Origin of the sequence: Marinobacterium litorale DSM 23545 (assembly GCF_000428985.1) — a bacterium.
Classification (GTDB): Bacteria; Pseudomonadota; Gammaproteobacteria; order Pseudomonadales; family Balneatricaceae; genus Marinobacterium_D; species Marinobacterium_D litorale.
The window spans coordinates 169,861-190,821 of sequence record NZ_AUAZ01000002.1; the positions used below are offsets into that span (position 1 = coordinate 169,861).

Consider the following 20,961-nt stretch of genomic DNA (forward strand, 5'->3'; position numbering starts at 1 on the left):
CGTGCGAGCCCGAGCGCGACAGCAGCGTTATAATGCGGCTTTTCTTTTATTGATGCCTTCATGGAGAGAGGATGAAGCCGAATTACAGTGTCGAGCAGCGGACCTTGAATCTGCCGGATCAGCATCTGAAATACCGGATTTACCGTCATTCCGACGCGGGCAACGGCCGGCGGTTGGTGTTAGTTCACGGTGCAGGTGTAGGCGGCCAGGATACCTGGGAGATGCTGCAATCCTTTTTGCTTCATTGGGGGGAGATTCTGGTGCCGGATATGAGGGGGACCGGAGAGACGCAGTACCCTGACGGGGAAGAGGCCCCTTTTACCGTCACTGATCTGGTGGGTGATCTGAACCGGTTGGTCGACCAGCTTGGCTGGTGGACCTTTGATCTGGGTGGTTACTCCCTTGGCGGTTTGGTCTGCATGCTTTTCAAACAACAGCATCCGGACCGGGTGCAGAAACAGTTTTTGCTTGAGTCGGCCGCGCTGGATCGGCCCGACTGGCATAGCACGGTTCAATTACGTGAGCGCTACTCTGAAGCCGCCGTATTCTTGAAAACCGAAGACAAAGAGACCGGAATACGCCAGTTTCTCGATACTATCTCACCCAACCGAAAAGTCAGCGCGCAAACCGAACGTCTGACTGTGAATCGGCTGGGGCAGCGCCCTATGGGTTTTGCTCATGCGCTCGATGCCGTGACGCGGGCGATTCGAACCGTTGATCGCGACAGGGTGTTGGCGGCTCAGGGCGATGTCACCAGCTTTATCGGCGGTCAGAGCGTGGAACTGATGCATCAGCTGCATCTGGGGCTGGCCGAGCGGCTGCCGAACTGGCACTACTTTGCCATTTCCGGCACGGATCACTCACTGCCATTTCAAAAACCGCGGCAGATAGCGCGCATCATGAACCAGGAGCTGGAACGTTACCTCGTTCACGGATGACAGCGCGTTTTTATCCGCTAGACTTTTGTATGATGTTGACAATTTTTCCGGCATGTTCGGTTGACGGCCCTAATTCGCGATTGTAAGGTGTCGACAATCTAACATTGTCGACAATCTTGAAGGGTTGCGATGAACACCGACGTAAAGCAAACCACAGCACTCGAGATCGACCAGGAAAGCCGCACATTGGCGGACCGGGTATGTAAACAGATCGTCACCTCTATCGTTACCGGTGAATTGCTACCCGGCCAGAAAATCAGTGAGCCCGGCCTTGCCAAGCTTTATGGCATCAGCCGCGGACCCTTGCGTGAGGCAATCCGCCGTCTCGAAGGCTGGCGTCTGATCGAGCGAAAACCCCATGTGGGGGCTCGTGTGGTGCAACTCTCTGCGCGAGAGCTGATCGAGATCTACCGGGTCAGGGAAGCACTTGAAGGTATGGCATGCCGTCTGGCAGCAGAGCATATGACGGCCGAGGAGATCGCGAGTCTCAAGGCGCTGCTTGATAGCCATGAGCTGTCTATCGAACAACAGGAAGGGCGTTCCTACTTTCAGAAAGAGGGCGACCTGGACTTTCATTACAGGATCGTACAGGGCAGCAAGAATGCGAAATTGCAGGAGTTGCTCGGTGCCGATCTCTATCACCTGGTACGGATGTACCGATACCAGTTCAGCGTATCCAGTTCGCGTCCCAAGCGGGCACTTAAAGAACATCGCCAGATTATCGATGCGATTGAGTCCCGCGATGCAGAACTGGCCGAGATGCTGATGCGTCGCCATATCAGCGCGGCCCGCCAGAATATCGAGGATAAGCTGAACGCCGTGACTAAACCTCAAGGGGAAAATAATGGCTGAGAAACTGACTGCGGGTGCACGCTTCCGTAAAGCGTTGGCTGAGAACCAGCCGCTGCAGATCGTTGGTACCGTCAATGCTTACAACGCAATGATGGCTTCACGCGTCGGACACCAGGCGATCTACCTGTCTGGTGGTGGCGTGGCCAATGCCTCATACGGCCTGCCCGACCTGGGCATGACCTCCATGAACGATGTGCTGGAAGATGTGTGCCGTATCACCAGCGCGGTCGAGACTCCGCTGATGGTCGATATCGATACCGGTTGGGGTGGCGCGTTCAATATCGCCCGAACCATCAAGGAGATGACCAAAGGGGGCGCGGCTGCTGTTCATATTGAAGATCAGGTTGCGCAAAAGCGCTGTGGTCACCGTCCCAATAAAGAGATTGTTTCCCTGGCGGAGATGGTGGATCGCGTTAAGGCAGCGGTAGATGCCAAGACCGACGACAGCTTCTTTATTATGGCACGCACCGATGCGTTCCAGATGGAAGGGCTGAACGCCGCCGTTGAGCGCGCTCAGGCCTGCCTGGAAGCTGGCGCAGACGGTATCTTCGCTGAGGCTGTTCATACCCTGGAGGACTATCAGGCGTTTTCCAAAGGTATCAACGGTGCCCACCTATTGGCGAACATCACCGAGTTTGGCGCTACCCCGCTGTTCAACAAAGCGGAACTGGCTGAGGCCGGCGCAACCATGGTGCTGTATCCGCTTTCAGCGTTCCGTGCTGCAAACAAGGCCGCGTTGAATGTCTACGAACACCTGCTGAAAGATGGTGACCAGAAGGCGGTTGTCGACACCATGCAGACGCGCATGGAGCTGTACGATTTCCTCAACTATCACGATTTCGAACAGAAACTGGACGCGCTCTTCGCTGAAGGCAAAAACAAATAACAACCACGTCCAAACCGCTATCAACGGGTTCGATAGAGGCCCGAGACATAACGAAAGGAGATAACAATGGCAGAAGCGAAGAAACTCGGTGGTGCCGGCCTGCGTGGACAGTCCGCAGGTGAAACCGCACTCTGTACCGTTGGCAAGACCGGTGCCGGTCTGACCTACCGTGGTTATGATATTCAGGAACTGGCTGATAACGCTCAGTTCGAAGAAGTGGCTTACCTGCTGCTTTACGGCAAGCTCCCCAACCAGGCTGAACTGGATGCGTACAAGGCCAAGCTCAAGAGCATGCGTGGTCTGCCGGATGCGCTGAAAACCGTACTCGAGCAGATTCCGGCCAACGCCCACCCCATGGATGTGATGCGCACAGGCTGCTCTATGCTGGGCAACCTGGAGACCGAAGAGAGCTTTGACGAGCAGAGCGACCACATCGACCGGATGCTGGCGGTGTTCCCGTCCATCATTAACTACTGGTACAACTTCGCTCATCACGGTAAGCGGATCAGCACTGAGACTGATGCAGACTCCATCGGTGAGCACTTCCTGTGGACCCTGCACGATAAGAAGCCGGACCCGCTGCATGTGAAGGTGATGCACGCCTCTCTGATCCTGTACGCGGAGCACGAGTTTAACGCCTCCACGTTCACGGCCCGCGTCTGCGCATCCACGCTGTCCGACATCCATAGCTGCGTAACCGGTGCAATCGGTTCCCTGCGCGGACCGCTGCATGGTGGTGCCAATGAAGCAGCGATGGCCATGATCGAGAACTGGAAGAGCCCGGAAGAGGCGGAAGAACAGATCATGGGCATGCTGGCGCGTAAGGACAAGATCATGGGCTTTGGTCATGCCATCTACCGTGATTCCGATCCGCGTAACGCGATCATTAAAAAGTGGTCCAAGCAGCTGGCCGAGCAGGTCGGTGATACCGTCCTTTACCCGGTGTCAGAGCGTGTGGAAGCGGTGATGTGGCGCGAGAAGAAGCTGTTCTGTAACGCCGACTTCTTCCACGCATCGGCTTACCACTTCATGGGCATTCCCACCGAGCTGTTCACGCCGATCTTCGTATGCTCACGTGTAGCCGGCTGGACCGCGCATGTCATGGAGCAGCGTGCCAATAACCGCATCATCCGTCCGTCTGCGGACTACACCGGCCCGGAATCGGCCGAGTGGGTTCCGATCGAAAAGCGTCCCTGATGCGCGCAGTGTAGCGGCCGTTCAGCGGCCGCTTTTTTATCCTCTGTGAACCCCTTTCTACGGATTCTGACGCTATGAACACTGAATACCGCAAATCGCTGTCCGGCACCGATCTGGACTACTTTGATACCCGTGCGGCGGTGGATGCCATCCAGGCCGGCGCCTATGACAAACTGCCCTATACCTCTCGTATTCTGGCCGAACAGCTGGTTCGCCGCTGTGAGCCCGACCTGCTCACCGATGCGCTGAAACAGCTGATCGAGCGCAAGCGTGATCTGGACTTCCCCTGGTATCCAGCCCGCGTTGTCTGCCACGATATCCTGGGCCAGACAGCACTGGTTGACCTGGCCGGTCTGCGCGATGCGATTGCCGAAAAGGGCGGTGACCCGGCTAAAGTTAACCCGGTGGTACCGACCCAGCTGATCGTCGATCACTCCCTGGCCGTGGAAGCGCCGGGCTTCGATCCGGATGCGTTTGAGAAAAACCGCGCCATTGAGGATCGTCGTAACGAAGACCGGTTCCACTTTATCGATTGGACCAAGACCGCATTCAAGAACGTGGATGTGATCCCGGCCGGTAACGGCATTATGCACCAGATCAACCTGGAAAAGATGTCTCCGGTGATTCAGGCGCGCGATGGCGTGGCTTTCCCGGATACCTGTGTTGGCACCGACTCTCACACGCCGCACGTGGATGCGCTGGGTGTTATCGCCATCGGCGTCGGTGGTCTGGAAGCGGAAACCGTGATGCTGGGTCATCCGTCGATGATGCGCCTGCCTGATATTGTCGGTGTTGAGCTGACCGGCGTGCGCAAACCGGGTATTACCGCGACCGATATTGTCCTGGCAATCACCGAGTTCCTGCGCAAGGAGCGCGTGGTCGGTGCGTACCTGGAATTCTTCGGTGAAGGCGCCGACAGCCTGACAATCGGTGACCGCGCTACGATTTCCAACATGACACCGGAGTATGGCGCAACCGCAGCCATGTTCTACATCGATGATCAGACCATCGACTACCTGAAGCTGACCGGACGTGAACCGGAGCAGGTCGAGTTGGTTGAGCAGTATGCCAAGACCAATGGACTCTGGGCGGATTCCCTGACCGGTGCCGAATACGAGCGCGTGCTTAAGTTTGACCTGTCCACCGTCGAGCGCAACCTGGCCGGCCCGTCCAACCCGCACCGTCGCCTCCCCACCTCGGCGCTGCATGATCGCGGCATAGCCGTCGATCTGGATAAGGCGCTGGCGGAAGAGAAAGAGGGCAAAATGCCGGATGGTGCTGTGATCATCGCGGCGATCACCTCCTGCACCAATACCTCCAACCCGCGTAACGTGGTGGCGGCCGGTTTGCTGGCTAAGAAGGCCAACGAGCTGGGCCTGATCCGCAAGCCCTGGGTGAAATCATCTTTTGCACCGGGATCCAAGGTTGCCCGCCTGTACCTGGAAGAGGCGGGACTGTTGCCAGAGCTTGAGAAGCTCGGTTTCGGTATCGTTGCCTACGCCTGCACCACCTGTAACGGCATGTCCGGTGCGCTGGATCCGAAGATCCAGCAGGAGATCATTGATCGCGACCTCTATGCCACAGCGGTACTCTCAGGCAACCGTAACTTCGATGGTCGTATCCATCCGTACGCCAAACAGGCTTTCCTGGCGTCACCGCCGCTGGTGGTGGCCTACGCGATTGCCGGTACCGTGCGTTTCGATATCGAGAAAGACGTGTTGGGTACCGATCAGCAAGGAAACCCGATTACGCTGAAGGATATCTGGCCGTCCGATGATGAGATCGACGCCATTGTTAAAGAGTCGGTGAAGCCGGAGCAGTTCAAGCAGGTCTACATCCCCATGTTCGATCTGGGGCAGGTGGAAGAGGCCGAGAGCCCGCTGTACGACTGGCGCCCGATGTCCACCTATATTCGCCGTCCGCCATACTGGGAAGGCGCTCTCGCCGCTGAGCGTACGCTGACCGGTATGCGTCCGCTGGCCGTACTGCCGGATAACATCACGACCGACCACCTGTCACCGTCCAACGCGATCATGATGGACTCCGCGGCGGGTGAATATCTGCACAAGATGGGCCTGCCGGAGGAGGACTTTAACTCCTATGCGACCCACCGTGGCGATCACCTGACCGCCCAGCGCGCCACGCTGGCTAACCCGAAACTGTTCAATGAGATGTGCCGGGATGAAAACGGTGAGGTGATTCAGGGATCACTGGCGCGCCTGGAGCCGGAAGGCAAGGTCATGCGGATGTGGGATGTGATCGAAGCCTACATGGAGCGCAAGCAGAACCTGATTATCGTTGCCGGTGCCGACTACGGTCAGGGCTCATCCCGTGACTGGGCGGCCAAGGGCGTTCGTCTGGCTGGTGTTGAGGCGATCGTGGCCGAAGGCTTTGAGCGTATCCACCGCACCAACCTGGTGGGGATGGGTGTGCTGCCGTTGCAGTTCCGCGAAGGAGAGACCCGTCATACCTATAACATCGATGGTACCGAGACCTTTGATGTGAAAGGTGATATCGCACCGGGTGCCACACTGACGCTGGTGATCCACCGTGCCAGCGGCGAGAGCGTCGAGGTGCCGGTGATCTGCCGTCTGGATACCGCCGCCGAGGTGGAAACCTACAACGCCGGTGGCGTTCTGCAGCGCTTCGCCAAGGAGTTCCTGCAGGCCGAAGGCGCGCAGTAAACAATAGAGTAGAGGCCTGGTCGGATAGGGCCGGGCCTCCCCCATATTCGGAGCATTCTTATGTCCAGTGTTCCCCAGATTAAAGTACCGGCCACCTATATTCGTGGCGGTACCAGTAAAGGTGTGTTCTTCAGCCTTGAAGAGTTACCTGAATCCTGCCGGGTGCCGGGGCCGGCCCGTGATGCGCTACTGCTGCGGGTTATCGGAAGTCCAGATCCTTACGGCAAGCAGATTGACGGAATGGGTGGGGCGACATCGTCCACCAGTAAGACCGTGATCCTGTCGAAAAGCGACAGTCCCGATCATGATGTGAATTACCTGTTTGGCCAGGTATCCATCGATAAGCCGTTCGTGGATTGGAGTGGTAACTGCGGCAATCTGACGGCGGCCGTGGGTGCCTTCGCCATCAGTAAGGGACTGGTTGATTCATCCCTGGTACCGGAAAACGGCATTGCCACCGTGCGTATCTGGCAGGTCAATATCGAAAAAACCATCATTGCGCGTGTGCCGATCACAAACGGTGAAGTGCAGGAGACCGGTGATTTTGAGTTGGACGGCGTGACCTTCCCGGCGGCCGAGGTCCAGATCGAGTTTATGGATCCGGCCGATGGCGAGGGCTCCATGTTCCCCACCGGAAACCTGGTGGATGATCTGGAAGTGCCGGGCGTGGGTACGCTCAAGGCCACCATGATTAACGCCGGTATCCCAACGATCTTTCTTAATGCGGAAGATATCGGCTATACCGGGACCGAACTGCAGGACGCCATTAACAACGATACCCAGGCGCTGGCGAAGTTCGAGACCATTCGCGCCCATGGGGCGATTCGGATGGGTTTGATCAAGGACGTTGAAGAGGCGGCGGGTCGACAGCACACGCCGAAGATCGCCTTCGTCAACAGGGCGACCGACTATACCTCGTCCAGTGGGAAAGCGGTTAAGGCCGACGAGATTGACCTGGTGGTGCGCGCCCTGTCCATGGGTAAACTTCATCACGCCATGATGGGTACGGCCGCGGTTGCGATCAGTGCGGCAGCCGTTGTGCCAGGAACCCTGGTCAATCTGGCAGCCGGCGGTGGTGAAAGAAACTTCGTCCGTTTCGGACACCCCTCCGGGACGTTGAGGGTGGGTGCTGAGGCTGTACAGCAGAACGGTGAATGGGTTGTGACCAAGGCGATTATGAGCCGTAGCGCCCGTGTTTTGATGGAAGGCTGGGTACGTGTCCCCGGCGATGCGTTCTGATCTGGTTTAATAACGGATCAAATTAGCGGACCCTGAAATTTGGGCCCGTTCGCCCGCCGAAAGGCCTCCTGTCAGCCTGTTCGGTACGGCATTGGCCCGCGAAAGCGGGCTTTTTTGTTGAGCATAAACGATCAGGCGTTAAGATAGAGGCTTGTACAGCCCATGGAGTCTTAGGGGCCAATGATCAATCACCAAAGCGATTTCTCCAAACGCCGCTTGTTGCCTTACCTGGCGATCGCGTTCGTCGTTCTGGTCGGCATATTTATCACTGAATATGTGCAGAAAATGGTTGCCGACCGCACATATCAACTGCAACGCACCGAGGCAATGGGTGTTATCTCGCAATTACGTGCGCGTCTGGAGAGCGAAGTCAATTCGGTGCTTTTCCTCAGCAGTGGTTTGATCAGCTATGTCACGGTGCAGCCCTATAGCACTCCGGAGCAGTGGAGGCCGCTCGCTGCGGAGATCGTGCGTTCCAGTGCTCATGTTCGCAATATCGGCCTGGCGCCCGATAATGTCATCCGTTTCGTCTACCCGATTCACGGAAATGAGAACGCCATTGGCCTGGACTACGAAGCCAATGTTCAGCAGTGGCCGGCGGTAAAACGGGCCATCGATAAAGGCGAGCTCGTATTGGCCGGACCGGTTCAGCTTGTTCAGGGTGGTTTAGGGTTGATCGCCAGAACGCCGATTTACGCGCGCTCGGAACCAACAGCCCCCTCCAGGTATTGGGGCCTTGCCTCTGTGGTGATCGATGCAGAGTCCCTGTTTGCCAGCGCGGGATTGGCACCAATCGTGGAAGGCTATCGCATCTCTATAGTCGGTAAGGATGGCCGGGGTCTTAACGGCGAGATGGTGTTTGGGGATCAGGAAACGCTTGATAAAAGCATTGTAACCCTGACCGTCGACTTTCCCGGCGGCCAATGGGTTATGGGGGCAAAGCCCGATAGCTCCTCCACGCCGTTCTGGATGGGCAAGCACCTTGTGCGTTTGGTTGCCTATTCATTCCTTATCGTTCTGGTGACGTTGTTGGTGATCCTCGTACGGCTGTATCACAGCAGTCACGGCGAGGCGATGCATGATGCTTTGACCGGGCTACCCAACCGGCGTCTGATGATCGAGCGTATCTCTCAGCTCACGGGGTTGAATCAGCGTACAGGCATCAAGTTTGCGCTCTATTTTATTGACCTGAACGATTTCAAACCGGTCAATGATCACTACGGCCATGCAGCAGGTGATACTGTGCTGCGCGAAGTAGGGCGCAGGCTGCAGAAACTGGTCAGGGCATCGGATACCGTGGCCAGGACCGGCGGGGATGAATTTATGGTATTGCAACCGGCGGTCAATACCGAATCCGCAGCTCAGGCGGTGGCGGATAAGATAGAGCAGGTGCTGGCGATGGCAACCGAGTATCAGGGTAACAGTGTGTCAATTTCCGCGTCAGTGGGCTTTGCCATCTTCCCCGATGATGCCGACTCTCTCGATCGCCTAATCATGCTGGCTGATGATCGAATGTATGCCCGCAAGGCCGAGATAAAGGGTACTGCCTGAACAACGCTCGCTAGAGGTGGATTGAAGCGGGCGCTTCGGAATTACAGACAAAAAAATGCCGCACATTTGTGCGGCACTAAGATAACTAGAGATAACGCAAGGAAAAGCAAAAAAACCGACGAGAGCGTGGGATCAAATCCTTACATCAGCGTGTGTACCCCAACAACAACGACCGGATGCACGCTCTCTCGGAATAGTTGTTATCCTAAAGTTGAATGGTTTTTCGCACAAACGATGCTTTTTAAGCTAGTTGTTGAAATTATTTCAACTATGTAAGCGCAGTGTCATCTTTTAAATTGTCGTTTCAGGCGAGACTGGCTACGCAGTGAAAGCACAGCGTTTACTGCAATCGCCCCGGTAATAAGGGCCCCACCCAGAATCGTGGGGCCAGGCAGTGCTTCACCCAGTGCCCACCAGACCCAAATCGGCCCCAGAATCGTCTCGATCAATAAAAACAAACTCACCTCAGCCGATGGCAGGTGGCGCGTGGCGCTGAAAATGAGCAGGGTTGCCAGCGGCATCTGCACCAGCCCCATCAGTGCCAGCCAGCTATAGCTGGTGCCGCTCAGCGACAGCGGCTCGGCAAACGGCAGGCACATCAACGCGGTCGCGACCCCGGAGCCGGCTACCAGCGGCAGACGAGGCAGCTGGGGTACGCGGCGTAAAAGCGTCAGCGCCGCAGCCATGCAAACGGCCAGGAGAAGCGCGAGCAGGTCACCCAACTGGCCGGCCTGCCCCAGTGAGGCAGAGAACACGATGACCACACCCAGTATTGCGGTTAGGATCGCGAACAACGTTCGTTTCGGCGTCTGCTCGCGAAATAACAACCAGGAAATGGCCGCAGCAAACAGCGGTGAGCTGGCCAGGATAACAACCGTGTTCGCGACATGCGTGTTATTGATTGAGAAGACAAAAAGCGCGGAGTTGACACCGTAAAGTGCGGATGCAGCGATCGCGGCGATCCATAAGGCGCGTGTGTCCGGCCAGCGAATATGTCGACGGCGGAACACACAGATCGTTCCGGCCGAAACCATGATCAGTGCGCCGCGCCAGAAGCCGATATCGGCGCCATCGGCGGCAGCCAGTCGCACCAAAAGTGCATCAAAACTGAGAACCAGGACGCCTAACGTGGCGAACGTGATCCCATCACGGCGTTCTTGAAGTAAAGACATGGGCCCTTCCTGAGTCCTGTGTGTGAGGGAACGGCAGGGCGGTGCGGATAGCGCCGGCGCGACCGCACCGGCGCCGGAGGTATTAGCGTTTAGGCAGCACGTCGGCGAGTTTCTCGCTGATTTCCCGCAAGCAGCTTTCGGTCGTTTTCCAGTCGATGCAGGCGTCGGTGATCGATACACCGTACTTAAGATCTTCCAGCTTTTCCGGAATGGATTGATTACCCCATTCCAGATTGCTCTCGATCATCAGCCCCATGATTGACCGATTACCTTCCACGATCTGGTTGGCAGCATTCTCGGCCACCAGCGGCTGCAGTGCCGGATCTTTGCTCGAATTGGCATGACTGCAGTCAATCATGATGTTGCTGTTAAGGCCCGCCTTTTCAAGCGCCTGCTCACACAGTCTGACGCTGACCGAATCATAGTTGGGCTTGCCGTTGCCTCCGCGCAGAACGACGTGGCCGTAACTGTTACCGCGGGTTTTAACGATGGAAACCTGACCCTGAGAATCGATACCCAGGAAGCTGTGAGGATGACTGACCGACTTCATGGCGTTAACGGCCACGTCGAGCCCGCCGTCGGTGCCGTTCTTGAAGCCGACCGCACAGGAAAGGCCCGAGGACATCTCACGGTGTGTCTGTGACTCGGTCGTGCGGGCACCGATCGCGGACCAGGCGATCAGGTCCTGGATATACTGCGGCGAGATTGGATCGAGCGCTTCCGTCGCCAGCGGGAGACCTATTTCAGACAGATCAATCAATAGCTTACGCGCAATATGTAATCCTTCTTCGATGTCGAAGGAGTCATTCATGTGCGGGTCGTTGATCAAACCTTTCCAGCCTACCGTCGTACGGGGCTTCTCAAAATAGACGCGCATGACCAGGTAGAGGCTGTCCTTCACCTCATCCGCCAGAACCTTGAGTCGGCGGCCATACTCAAGCGCCGCTTCCGGGTCATGAATCGAACAGGGGCCGACTACCACGGCGAGGCGCTTATCCTTATGGTCCAGAATATCGCGAATCACCCGGCGACCTTCCATGACCGTTTGAGCGGCCTTGTCACCGATGGGCAGCTTTTCCTTGAGTTGATCCGGAGTCACCAACGGCGTGTTGGATTCGATATTTAAGTCTTCTACGCGTTTATCGGTCATCTTCCTGTCCTGACGGCAAACTGGAGAAAACACGGACCGGTTCGCTTCGGGCGTACGCCGCGTTTTCAAAAATCGGGCCCGGCTGCTGCCGGGGACCCACTTTTTACCACAGACAGGGGGCAGTTAGACAGTTGTACCTTGGATTAATCGTGTGATCGAAATCACAAGCTGGCAGCGGAATGCGAACAACGGATGGCGGGCATGATAAACTCGGTGCCCGGTACGTGATCGGTTACCGCCGCACAGTGAACCCCTGGGTGTAGCCGGGGTCATAGCTGCGCCGGTTGTTAGTTAGGAGTTTCCTTTGTACCCGCTTTCGCATCTCATTTACTTGAATCGTCGCTTTTTCTCGTTGGTTTTCTGTGTATTTCTCTGTCTGGTGTCAGTGACGAGTGCGCACGCGAATTTGCTGGACTCGCTGTCGAACAAAAAGGACGGACCGTTGCCGGTCAGTGAAGCCTACCAGGTGAGAGTGGAGCAGGTCGGCAGCGGCCGTGTCGACCTGGTTTGGCAGATCCAGCCTGACTATTACCTCTACCTGGATAAGATCAGCGTCGTGCCGGGGGAAGGGCTCTCGCTTGTTGATCGCCGTGCCGCGCCGTCGGTCACAAAAGATGATCCCCTGTTTGGCCAGGTGGAGGTGTACTACGACGAAGCACGGCTTAATCTGCTGATTGGATCCACCGATGGACGCGATAGCGGGGAAATCGAAGTAACCTATCAGGGATGCTGGGAAGGGGGGATTTGCTACCCGCCGGTTACTGAAACATTGGCGCTGGCCGGGTTGTCGTCCAGCGCAGGTCTGCAGTGGGATGACGCAGGGGCCGGCGAGAGCGGTGCTATGCCGCCAAAGTCAGCGGGCACCAGTGAGCAGGATCAGTTCGCCGAGTTGCTGCGAGGGGCGTCACTTTGGGTGGTGCTTGGCGCATTCTTTCTGGCGGGACTTGCACTCTCTCTGACGCCCTGTGTTTTCCCGATGATTCCTATTCTGTCGGGTATCATCGTCGGTCATGGTCATCGAATGACCACACCCAGAGCTTTTATGCTTTCACTGGTGTATGTCCTGGCGATGGCGCTGACCTATACCCTGGCGGGAATCGTGGTGGGTTTGTTTGGCGCAAACGTGCAGGCAGCACTGCAGAATGTCTGGGTTATCGCCGTATTCGCAGGCCTGTTTGTGGCGCTCGCGCTGTCCATGTTTGGTTTCTACGAACTGCAGATGCCTCGCTGGCTGCAAACCCGTGTAACTGAAGCAAGCGCCCACCAGAAAGGCGGCTCCCTGTCGGGCGTGGCCGTCATGGGTGTGCTGTCGGCACTGATTGTAGGGCCTTGTATGGCCGCACCGTTGGCGGGTGCATTGATCTACATTGGGCAGGCCGGAGACCCGGTGCTTGGAGGCCTGGCCTTGTTCGTCTTGTCACTGGGTATGGGGGTGCCTCTGCTGGTGGTCGGCGCTTCCGCCGGCCGACTGCTGCCTCGGGCAGGTGCTTGGATGGAGGGCGTCAAAGCAGCCTTCGGTGTCGTCCTGTTACTGATGGCGGTCTGGATGCTCGATCGAGTTGTCCCGACCCAGGTCAGTATGGCGCTTGCTGGGATCATTCTGGTGGTGAGCGCCGTTTATCTCAATGTTTTTGAACGTCTGGGAGATCATGCCGGTGGTTGGCACCGTCTCTGGAAAGGCGTTGGGCTGGTTCTGTTGGTCTATGGCGCCGCGCTCTTAATTGGCGTTTTGGCGGGCGGTCGCAGCCTGGTTTATCCGTTGCAGGGACTCGCTGCCAATGGGGCAGCCGTAGATGTTAAACAGGGCAATGCGCGCACTTCGCTGGACTTCGTCACGGTTACCCGTCTGTCTCAACTCGAGCCGTTACTGGCTCAGGCCAGGCGTGATGGCCAGCCGGTGATGCTGGATTTTTATGCGGACTGGTGTGTCAGCTGTATTGAGCTCGAGTACGTGACCTTTGCCGACCCCGGTGTGCAGGAGCGGCTTGCCTCATTCAAGCTGATCAAGGTTGATGTGACTGCTAATGATGAGGATTCCAAGGCACTGAACAGACGTTATCAGGTCTTTGGTCCTCCCGTGTTGCTGTTTCATGATATCAACGGCCAGGAACGTCCTGAGATGACAATGGTGGGTGTCATCGAGCCGGAGCGGTTCCTGTCGACCATCGCGTCACTGTAACGGTTAGCTATCGACCCAGTTTACATCGACGGTGAGGATATAACCCGCGCCATAAACCGTCTTGATGATTTTCGGGGCGCGTGGGTCATCCTCGATCTTTTTGCGAATCCGGGACATCCGCACGTCGATACTGCGGTCAAAGGGATCTGCGTAGCCCTGCAGCAGCTGGTCGCGCGACAGGATCTGTTTGGGCGAGCGTAACAACAGCTGCAGCAGGCCGGCCTCCGCGGCCGAGAGTGTTTCGTTGCGTTGTTGATTTAGCGTCCGAAGGGTCAGCGTGTTCGGATCATACTCCCACCCTGCAAAGCGTGCGCGACGGCTGCTCAGGTCCTGGCTGGCCGCGGTTTCTATATGCCCAAAGCGTCGGAACAGGCTGTTGACCCGCGCGACCAGCTCCCTGGGATCAAAGGGTTTGATCAAGTAGTCATCAGCACCGAACTCAAGGCCCAGTACCCGGTCACTGGTGCTATCCCGGCCGGAGATGATAATCACGCCCAGGCCCGGCTCATCGCAGAGCTGCCTGACAATAGCGATGCCGTCCATATCGGGCAGCCCAAGATCGATGACACACAGGTCAGGTTGCCGTCTGCTCAGCGCCTGAAGCATGTGTGAGCCGGTTTGAAAACTGCGTGTTTCGTAGCCGTGTTTTTCCAGCTGGTTTGTGATCAGGTTACAGATATCCGCTTCGTCATCGACGATATAAATCAGTTTTTTCCGCACCGTTATTTCTCTTGTTGTTGGTGATCAGACGCTTTGCGGGCCTGGGGTGAGGCCAGTAGCTGACCGAGGGCCTGCTGGGTAAAGGGCTTTCGCAGCAGGGGGTAGGGGGACGCTCCTTGCCGATTGGCCGGCGTAAAGCCGCTGACCAGCACGATGGCAGCGTCAGGCCGGGCTTGGCGAAATCTGGCGGCGACATCGTAACCGGACAAGCTGCCGGGCATGACAATATCACTCACCAGTCCATCGATTTCCGGCAGGGTCGATACCAGCTCAAGGGCCTCCTCGGGTGTAGAGCACTCGATGACCTGGTAGCCCAGCGCCAGCAGTTGGCCGCGAATGACAGCGCGTACGTCGCGATCATCGTCGAGGACCAGCACCAGCCCCGGGTCATGAGCTGTTGGGCCTTCCGTCTGTTTAGGCGCCTCTGGACTGTATCGATTTGGATCTGCCGGCAGTAACAGCGTGATACAGGCGCCTCCCGTCGTGCGATTGGACAGCGCAATATATCCCTGACTTTGCTTAACAAAACCGTAGACCATGCTAAGCCCCAGGCCGGAGGAGTTTTCCTTCTCATGGGTCGTAAAAAAGGGCTCGAAGGCGCGTTCCATCGCTTCCTGCGTGAAACCGGGGCCTGTATCACAGACATTGAGTTCGACGTAATCGCCGGGCTTAACCTGTTCATCCAGAATCAACGTTTCATCAATGTGCCGGTTGGCAAGTGCGATCTCCAGTTGCCCTCCCTGTTTCATTGCCGCGCGGGCGTTAAAAGTGAGGTTCACTAAAGCATCTTCCAGTTGGCCGGCGTCCACAATCGGCTGCCAGATATCATCCGCCATCTTTATATCCAGTTGAATGTCGCTTGGAAGAGAGCTGCCGATCAGGGCGCGGCACTCTCCCGTCAGTGAGGGCAGGTCGATGCGGGTTGGTGAGAGAGGTTGGCGACGGGCGAATGCCAGCAGTCGGCGGGTGATATCGGCGCCCCGGTGGGTTGCGCGTATCGCCGGCTCGATATACCTGAAGAGTTCCTCGGGGGTGTCCGGATCATCCTTGAGCGCTATTAAATTACCTTGAAGTATTGATAGTAAGTTGTTGAAATCATGAGACAAACCGCCGGCAAGCTGTCCGACTGTGTGCATTTTTTGAGCGGCTTGAAGTCGGCGCTCTCCCTCCCGCTCGGCGGTGATGTCCAATGACAGATTGATTAACCCAAGCACCTGGCCTGACTCCGGCGCGAATGGGATCAGTGTGCGTTTGGTGATTCGCCGTTCACCGTCGACGGTTAACGGGTATTCAAAGGTGCTGGCGATACCGGATAGCGCATTTTCTACTTGAGTCTCGATATCCGTGTACATTCGAGCGCCGACGATCTCTTCGAGGTGACGTCCGATAATCCGTTCCTTACTCCGCCCGAAAGCTGTGGCGTAACCCTCGTTAACGAACACATAGCGTTTGTTGTGATCGATGTAAGCGATCTGCGCGGGGAGTGCATCAAGGATCAGTCGCTGGCGCTCTTCCATCAGCCGCAGGTTCTGACTTGTCTGACTGATCTCCTGCATCGCCTGGCTCAGTTGACGGTTGCGCTGATCCAGCTCTTCGGTCCGCTCGCTCACTTTAACGTCAAGCTGGGTGATATTCTGCCGCAGGCGGTCGACCATGCGGTCGAAGGCCCGGGCCAGCACACCGATCTCATCATCGCGGGATATCTCGGTTGTCACGTCCAGTTGGCCGCTGCTGATACGGTGCGCTGTTTCCGAGAGCCGCCGGATCGGCCGGGTAACGAAGTTCACGAACACCAGCGCCAGCAGGCATGCGGCTAGCAACGCGATGGTGGCAATAACAAGAATGCGATCCGTCAGCACCCGGGATCCCGCTTGCAGCTCCTCCAGGTAAACCGAGGAGCAGATGTACCAGTCAAAGCCGGGCAGGTACCGTACCAGAGAGACTTTTTCGTACCGATAGCGGCCGGGGTCTGTCGGTCGGTCCCATTTGTAGTAGAGCTCCCGACCACTGTCCGCCACGGAGATCAGGTCAGCCATAATGGTGTTGCCGGTGACCGGATTTTTTAGGCTGCGAAAGACTTCGCCGTCGATATTCGGGTTGGGGTGGACCAGCATTCGGCCACTGCTGTCGAATATGAAGAGGTAGCCGGTCTCGGCGATCTTGATCTCGGCAAAGGCCTCGCGCAGTTCGCTCAGCGCCTGCTGGCGTCGAGCCTCCACTTCACGCTCTATATCATCGATGTAAACCCCGGAGCCGATGGTGAAGTGCCAGTCGGGTACGTATTTCACATAGGAAAATTTCTCAAGCTTGCGCTCCTCGTACAAGCGGTTCCAGCGGTAGTTATAGAAACCTTCCCCGTCTCGCATCGCGGCCCGGATCACATCGGGAATAATGGGCTCGCCCTGCTCATCGACCAACTCTGATGCATTGCGGCCCTGATAGGTATCGTCCGGGTGGGAGACCAGTGTGTAGTTTTCGTCAGCCACCCAGATATAACCGTCGCCCCCGTAGCTTAACTCGCGCATCTGAGAGAACGCGTGTTCGCGGGCGCGCTGATCGCTCATGCCGCCGGTGCGGGCCAGTTGATACTGCTTTTCGAAGAAAAAGAGGGCGGTTTCCACCACTGTGGTGAGGCGCTGTCGGTGTGCGTTGAGGACCTGCTCCCGGTATTCCAGCGAGCTGTTGTGCATTTTACTGGCCAGCTCAAAGACGTTGTTCAGGGCTATACGACTGGCATTTCGCTCGATTTCGAACACATTGCTTTTGATCAGCGGGACAGAATAGAGATAGAACGCGGCGATAATCGCTACGATGATGCCAAAAATGCCGAACAGGAAGCGATGCGTGAGGTGTGAGGTGAGCACGGTGAGTTCCACTGCGTCATTATCGTTGTATCACGGGTAGATATCCCCGCTGGGTCAGCCAGAACCTGTGTCCCCATGTTACCCCAGTTCGGGTCAGATCGGAGAGCGCTGTTACATTTCGTTAGATTTGCGCAAAAGTGTCGAAAAACTCGTGAACTAGTGTCGCCTGAGTCCGATACCCGCTGTCGGGCCTACCCCGTCTGCAGAGATAACAATAACGAGGATTCTTCATATGTCTGCAACTGTCACGAATATCTTCGACCAGCAGCTCGATCGTAACCACGCCAACTACGCGACCCTGACTCCGGTTAGCTTCCTGGAACGTTCGGCTGCGGTGTACCCGGATCGAACCGCGGTTATTCATGGAAATGTGCGCCGTTCCTGGCTGGAGACCTGGAGTCGCTGTAAGCGTCTGGCGAGCGCGCTTCAGCGTCTGGGCGTGTCTGCAGGTGATACCGTATCGATCATCGCACCCAATATACCTGAACACTACGAAGCACACTTTGCCGTTCCCATGAGTGGAGCGGTGCTGAACAGTATCAATACACGACTCGATCCCGAAGCTGTTGCTTTTATCATGGAGCATGCAGAGACGCGTGTATTGCTGGTGGACCGCGAGTTCTCCACCGTGGTTGCGCGCGCGTTGCGACTGATGTCCCGGCACCCCATCGTTATCGATATCGATGATCCTCAGTTTGAGGGCGGCAAGCTGATAGGGCAGATGACCTATGACGCGTTGCTGGAAAAAGGTGATGAGCAGTTTCAGTATCAGCCACCGGAAGACGAATGGAAGGCGATCTCGCTGAACTACACATCCGGCACCACCGGCAACCCGAAAGGCGTGGTCTACCACCACCGTGGCGCGTACCTGAATGCGCTGAGTAATATCGTGTCCTGGGGTATGACCGACAAGCCGGTTTATCTCTGGACGTTGCCCATGTTCCATTGCAATGGGTGGTGCTTCCCCTGGGCCGTGGCGGCGGTCAGTGGTACCAACGTATGTCTGCGCCAGGTCCGTGTTGAACCTATCTACGAGCTGATTCGTCGTGAGCGGGTCGATCATTTCTGTGGTGCCCCGATTGTGCTTAATATGCTGAACGGCGCACCTGATGAACTCAAGGCCGGGATCGAACAGAACGTGCGTGTGATGACCGCAGGAGCCGCGCCGCCTGCGTCGGTTATCGAAGGAATGGAGTCGCTGGGCTTTTCGGTAACCCATGTGTACGGCCTGACGGAAACCTACGGGCCCAGTGTGGTTTGCGCGTGGAAGAATGAGTGGGATGAACTGAGCCTGACCGAGCGTGCTCGCCTTAAGTCCCGCCAGGGGGTCAAGGCACCAATGCTTGAAGGGCTGGTAGTGGCCGATCCTGTGACGCTGGAGCCAGTGCCTGCCGATGGGAAAACCATCGGTGAGATCATGATGCGCGGTAATCTGGTGATGCGTGGCTATCTGAAAAATCCGACCGCGACTGAGGAGTCTTTCGACGGGGGCTGGTTTCACTCCGGGGATTTGGCCGTCTGTCATCCAGACGGCTATGTGGAGATCAAGGATCGATCAAAGGATGTGATTATTTCCGGTGGTGAAAATATTTCCAGCATTGAAGTAGAGGATATTCTCTATCGGCACCCAATGGTCAGTGAAGCGGCTGTGGTTGCACGTCCTGATGAAAAATGGGGTGAAACGCCCTGCGCGTTTATCACCGCGAAAGGTGAAGTGACCGAGGAGGAGATCATCGCATTCTGCCGAGAAAACATGGCGCATTTCAAAGTGCCGAAGACGATCATCTTTGGTGATTTGCCTAAAACCTCCACCGGTAAAATTCAGAAGTTCATGCTCAGAAACCGTACCCGGGAGCTTTGATTTAACTGTGGTGCTCCGTTCCACACCCTAGCCGGAGGAGACCCCTCTTTCCTGGCTTTTTTAGGCGCTTTACATGGCGCCATTTTTTTGTTCTGCGCCGTTACATTTGGTTGTAATTGGGAAAAACTCTCGACGCATTTCGGTTGTTTACTGGCCGGGTACACACCCCAAAGTACAACTGCCTGCATTCCACGTATTTGCAGGTATTACACAAGAATAAAGGAAACCGATATGTCGATCGTTAACCGAGAATACGGTGCAGAGCAGCCGTATTGGCCGCTCGGGCCGTTCAAAGTCAGACTACCTCTCGTCCATTACCGGCTGGAAACCCCGGAGATCATTCAGGGCCTGATCATGTTTGTGGTCGGTCTGGCAATGATCCCGCTGCTGGAAAACTACCTGGGGATGCCCTACGAAGCCGCACTGGCATTTACTTTTGTCGCAGGTCTGGGCTATATCCTTCCCGCTCTGCTGGGCGTGCCGCTGGTCCCCGGCTGGATTACTCCGGCGATTCCGGTGGTACTGCTCTATTTAAAAGGGTTTGAACCCGGGCCCGAGGCGATCAAGGCGATGTTTGCCCTGCAAATTGAGGTTACTCTGATATTCCTCATTCTGGGCGTTACCCGGCTGGGCTCCAAGCTTGTCGATATTATTCCCAACTCTCTGAAGGCGGGTATTATCATTGGTGCCGGTATTGCGGCGCTGATGGGTGAGCTGAAAACCGGGGGGCGCGTGGACGCTACGCCCATATCGCTACTGATCGGGGCCATTGTGTCCGCGTATATCCTGTTCTCTCTCTCGTTCAAGAATGTGGTTAACGCCAGTCCACTGGCCAAGCGCATCGCAAACTTCGGTATGGTGCCGGGCATGGTGATTGCCATGTTGATTGGTTGGGGCACGGGTGAATACGCAATGCCAGATATCCAGTGGGGTATCACACAGCCCGATTTCGCGCTGATGTGGCATTACCTGACTTTCAGTATCGGCTTCCCGGGGTGGGATGTATTCCTGCTTGCCATACCGACTGCAATAATCGCCTACGTTATTGCCTTTGGTGACATCATCGTCGGTTTTACTCTGGTTAAGCGTATTGACCATCTGCGAGAAGATGAAAAAATCGACAGCAGTGTGGATCGCGTTCATCTGGTTACCGCGCTACGCAACCTGTTGCACGCTTTTTTCGCACCCTGGCCGGGGCTGGCAGGACCGCTTTGGACCGCGGCACACGCCACAGTGGCGGAACGCTATGCCATGGGCCGCAAAGCGATGGATTCTATTTACAGTGGTGGCGGTACGTTCTGGCTGACCGGGCTTGTGGCACTGTTTATTCTGCCGCTGGTGACCCTGTTCAAGCCCGTATTACCGATTGCGCTGTCGCTGACACTGATTCTGACTGCCTACATCTGTGTCATGGTGGGTATGGAGCAGCTTAAGAATCCGACCGAACGCGGTGTGGCGGGGATCGTTGCGGTTACGCTTGCGATGCCCGATCCCAAGTCCACTGTCTATGCGGTGGTTATCGGTCTGGTGCTCTATTTCCTGATCGAGCGTCCCAAGCTGTTTGGTAAGCATGACCCGGACGACGAGGTGATCTTTGCGGATGAGAAATCATCCGAAAAAGAGCGGACGGAGACCGCTTAGGAAGACGGAATTGCGCCTGTCGGACTG

General features: G+C 56.5%; 14 protein-coding genes. 10 read left to right on the plus strand and 4 right to left on the minus strand.

Annotation, left to right across the window (positions count from 1 at the left end):
• Nucleotides 1-71: 71 nt before the first annotated feature.
• From G403_RS0102350 to G403_RS0102380, 7 genes are all read left to right on the plus strand, one after another.
• The gene (locus tag G403_RS0102350) at nucleotides 72-938 is read left to right on the plus strand and encodes an alpha/beta fold hydrolase (RefSeq protein ID WP_027852565.1); all 867 of its coding nucleotides are present in this window, start codon (nucleotides 72-74) and stop codon (nucleotides 936-938) included.
• A gap of 129 nt (nucleotides 939-1,067) precedes the next feature.
• Nucleotides 1,068-1,790 (plus strand): GntR family transcriptional regulator, encoded by a 723-nt coding sequence (locus G403_RS0102355; RefSeq protein WP_027852566.1) that lies wholly within the window; start codon nucleotides 1,068-1,070, stop codon nucleotides 1,788-1,790.
• Nucleotides 1,783-2,676 (plus strand): methylisocitrate lyase, encoded by an 894-nt coding sequence (gene prpB / locus G403_RS0102360; protein WP_027852567.1) that lies wholly within the window; start codon nucleotides 1,783-1,785, stop codon nucleotides 2,674-2,676. Before G403_RS0102355 ends, prpB begins: the two co-directional genes overlap by 8 nt.
• Nucleotides 2,677-2,742: 66 nt before the next feature.
• Nucleotides 2,743-3,873 (plus strand): bifunctional 2-methylcitrate synthase/citrate synthase, encoded by a 1,131-nt coding sequence (gene prpC, locus G403_RS0102365; RefSeq protein WP_027852568.1) that lies wholly within the window; start codon nucleotides 2,743-2,745, stop codon nucleotides 3,871-3,873.
• Nucleotides 3,874-3,947: 74 nt separating this feature from the next.
• Nucleotides 3,948-6,557 (plus strand): Fe/S-dependent 2-methylisocitrate dehydratase AcnD, encoded by a 2,610-nt coding sequence (gene acnD, locus G403_RS0102370; RefSeq protein ID WP_027852569.1) that lies wholly within the window; start codon nucleotides 3,948-3,950, stop codon nucleotides 6,555-6,557.
• Nucleotides 6,558-6,617: 60 nt separating this feature from the next.
• Complete coding sequence (gene prpF, locus G403_RS0102375) at nucleotides 6,618-7,796, plus strand: 2-methylaconitate cis-trans isomerase PrpF (RefSeq protein ID WP_027852570.1); 1,179 nt, start codon at nucleotides 6,618-6,620, stop codon at nucleotides 7,794-7,796.
• A gap of 180 nt (nucleotides 7,797-7,976) precedes the next feature.
• Nucleotides 7,977-9,347, plus strand: a complete 1,371-nt coding sequence (locus G403_RS0102380; protein WP_027852571.1) for a diguanylate cyclase domain-containing protein — start codon at nucleotides 7,977-7,979, stop codon at nucleotides 9,345-9,347.
• Between the two features lie 284 nt (nucleotides 9,348-9,631).
• Here G403_RS0102380 and G403_RS0102385 read toward each other — a convergent pair whose 3' ends face one another.
• Both G403_RS0102385 and G403_RS0102390 read right to left on the minus strand, forming a co-directional pair.
• Nucleotides 9,632-10,519, minus strand: coding sequence for a DMT family transporter (locus tag G403_RS0102385; RefSeq protein ID WP_027852572.1), 888 nt, complete (start codon nucleotides 10,517-10,519; stop codon nucleotides 9,632-9,634).
• Between the two features lie 82 nt (nucleotides 10,520-10,601).
• Complete coding sequence (locus G403_RS0102390; RefSeq protein ID WP_027852573.1) at nucleotides 10,602-11,669, minus strand: 3-deoxy-7-phosphoheptulonate synthase; 1,068 nt, start codon at nucleotides 11,667-11,669, stop codon at nucleotides 10,602-10,604.
• A 352-nt stretch (nucleotides 11,670-12,021) separates the two neighbouring features.
• Between G403_RS0102390 and dsbD the strand changes: the two genes are divergently transcribed.
• Entirely contained in the window at nucleotides 12,022-13,848 is a 1,827-nt protein-coding gene (dsbD, locus tag G403_RS0102395) for a protein-disulfide reductase DsbD (RefSeq protein WP_156899629.1), read from the plus strand.
• A gap of 3 nt (nucleotides 13,849-13,851) precedes the next feature.
• Here the strand turns inward: dsbD and G403_RS0102400 are convergent, their stop codons facing one another.
• Complete coding sequence (locus G403_RS0102400; protein WP_245578184.1) at nucleotides 13,852-14,568, minus strand: response regulator transcription factor; 717 nt, start codon at nucleotides 14,566-14,568, stop codon at nucleotides 13,852-13,854.
• Between the two features lie 2 nt (nucleotides 14,569-14,570).
• Nucleotides 14,571-17,432, minus strand: a complete 2,862-nt coding sequence (locus tag G403_RS21900; protein ID WP_084403898.1) for a cache domain-containing protein — start codon at nucleotides 17,430-17,432, stop codon at nucleotides 14,571-14,573.
• 232 nt (nucleotides 17,433-17,664) lie between these two features.
• Here G403_RS21900 and G403_RS0102410 point away from each other — a divergent pair, with 232 nt between their 5' ends.
• Both G403_RS0102410 and G403_RS0102415 read left to right on the plus strand, forming a co-directional pair.
• Nucleotides 17,665-19,293: an acyl-CoA synthetase gene (locus G403_RS0102410; RefSeq protein ID WP_027852576.1), complete on the plus strand. Its 1,629-nt coding sequence runs from the start codon at nucleotides 17,665-17,667 to the stop codon at nucleotides 19,291-19,293.
• Nucleotides 19,294-19,524: 231 nt separating this feature from the next.
• Nucleotides 19,525-20,934 carry a hypothetical protein gene (locus G403_RS0102415; protein ID WP_027852577.1) on the plus strand — a complete coding sequence of 470 codons (1,410 nt, stop codon included), beginning with the start codon at nucleotides 19,525-19,527 and terminating at the stop codon, nucleotides 20,932-20,934.
• Nucleotides 20,935-20,961 lie beyond the last annotated feature (27 nt).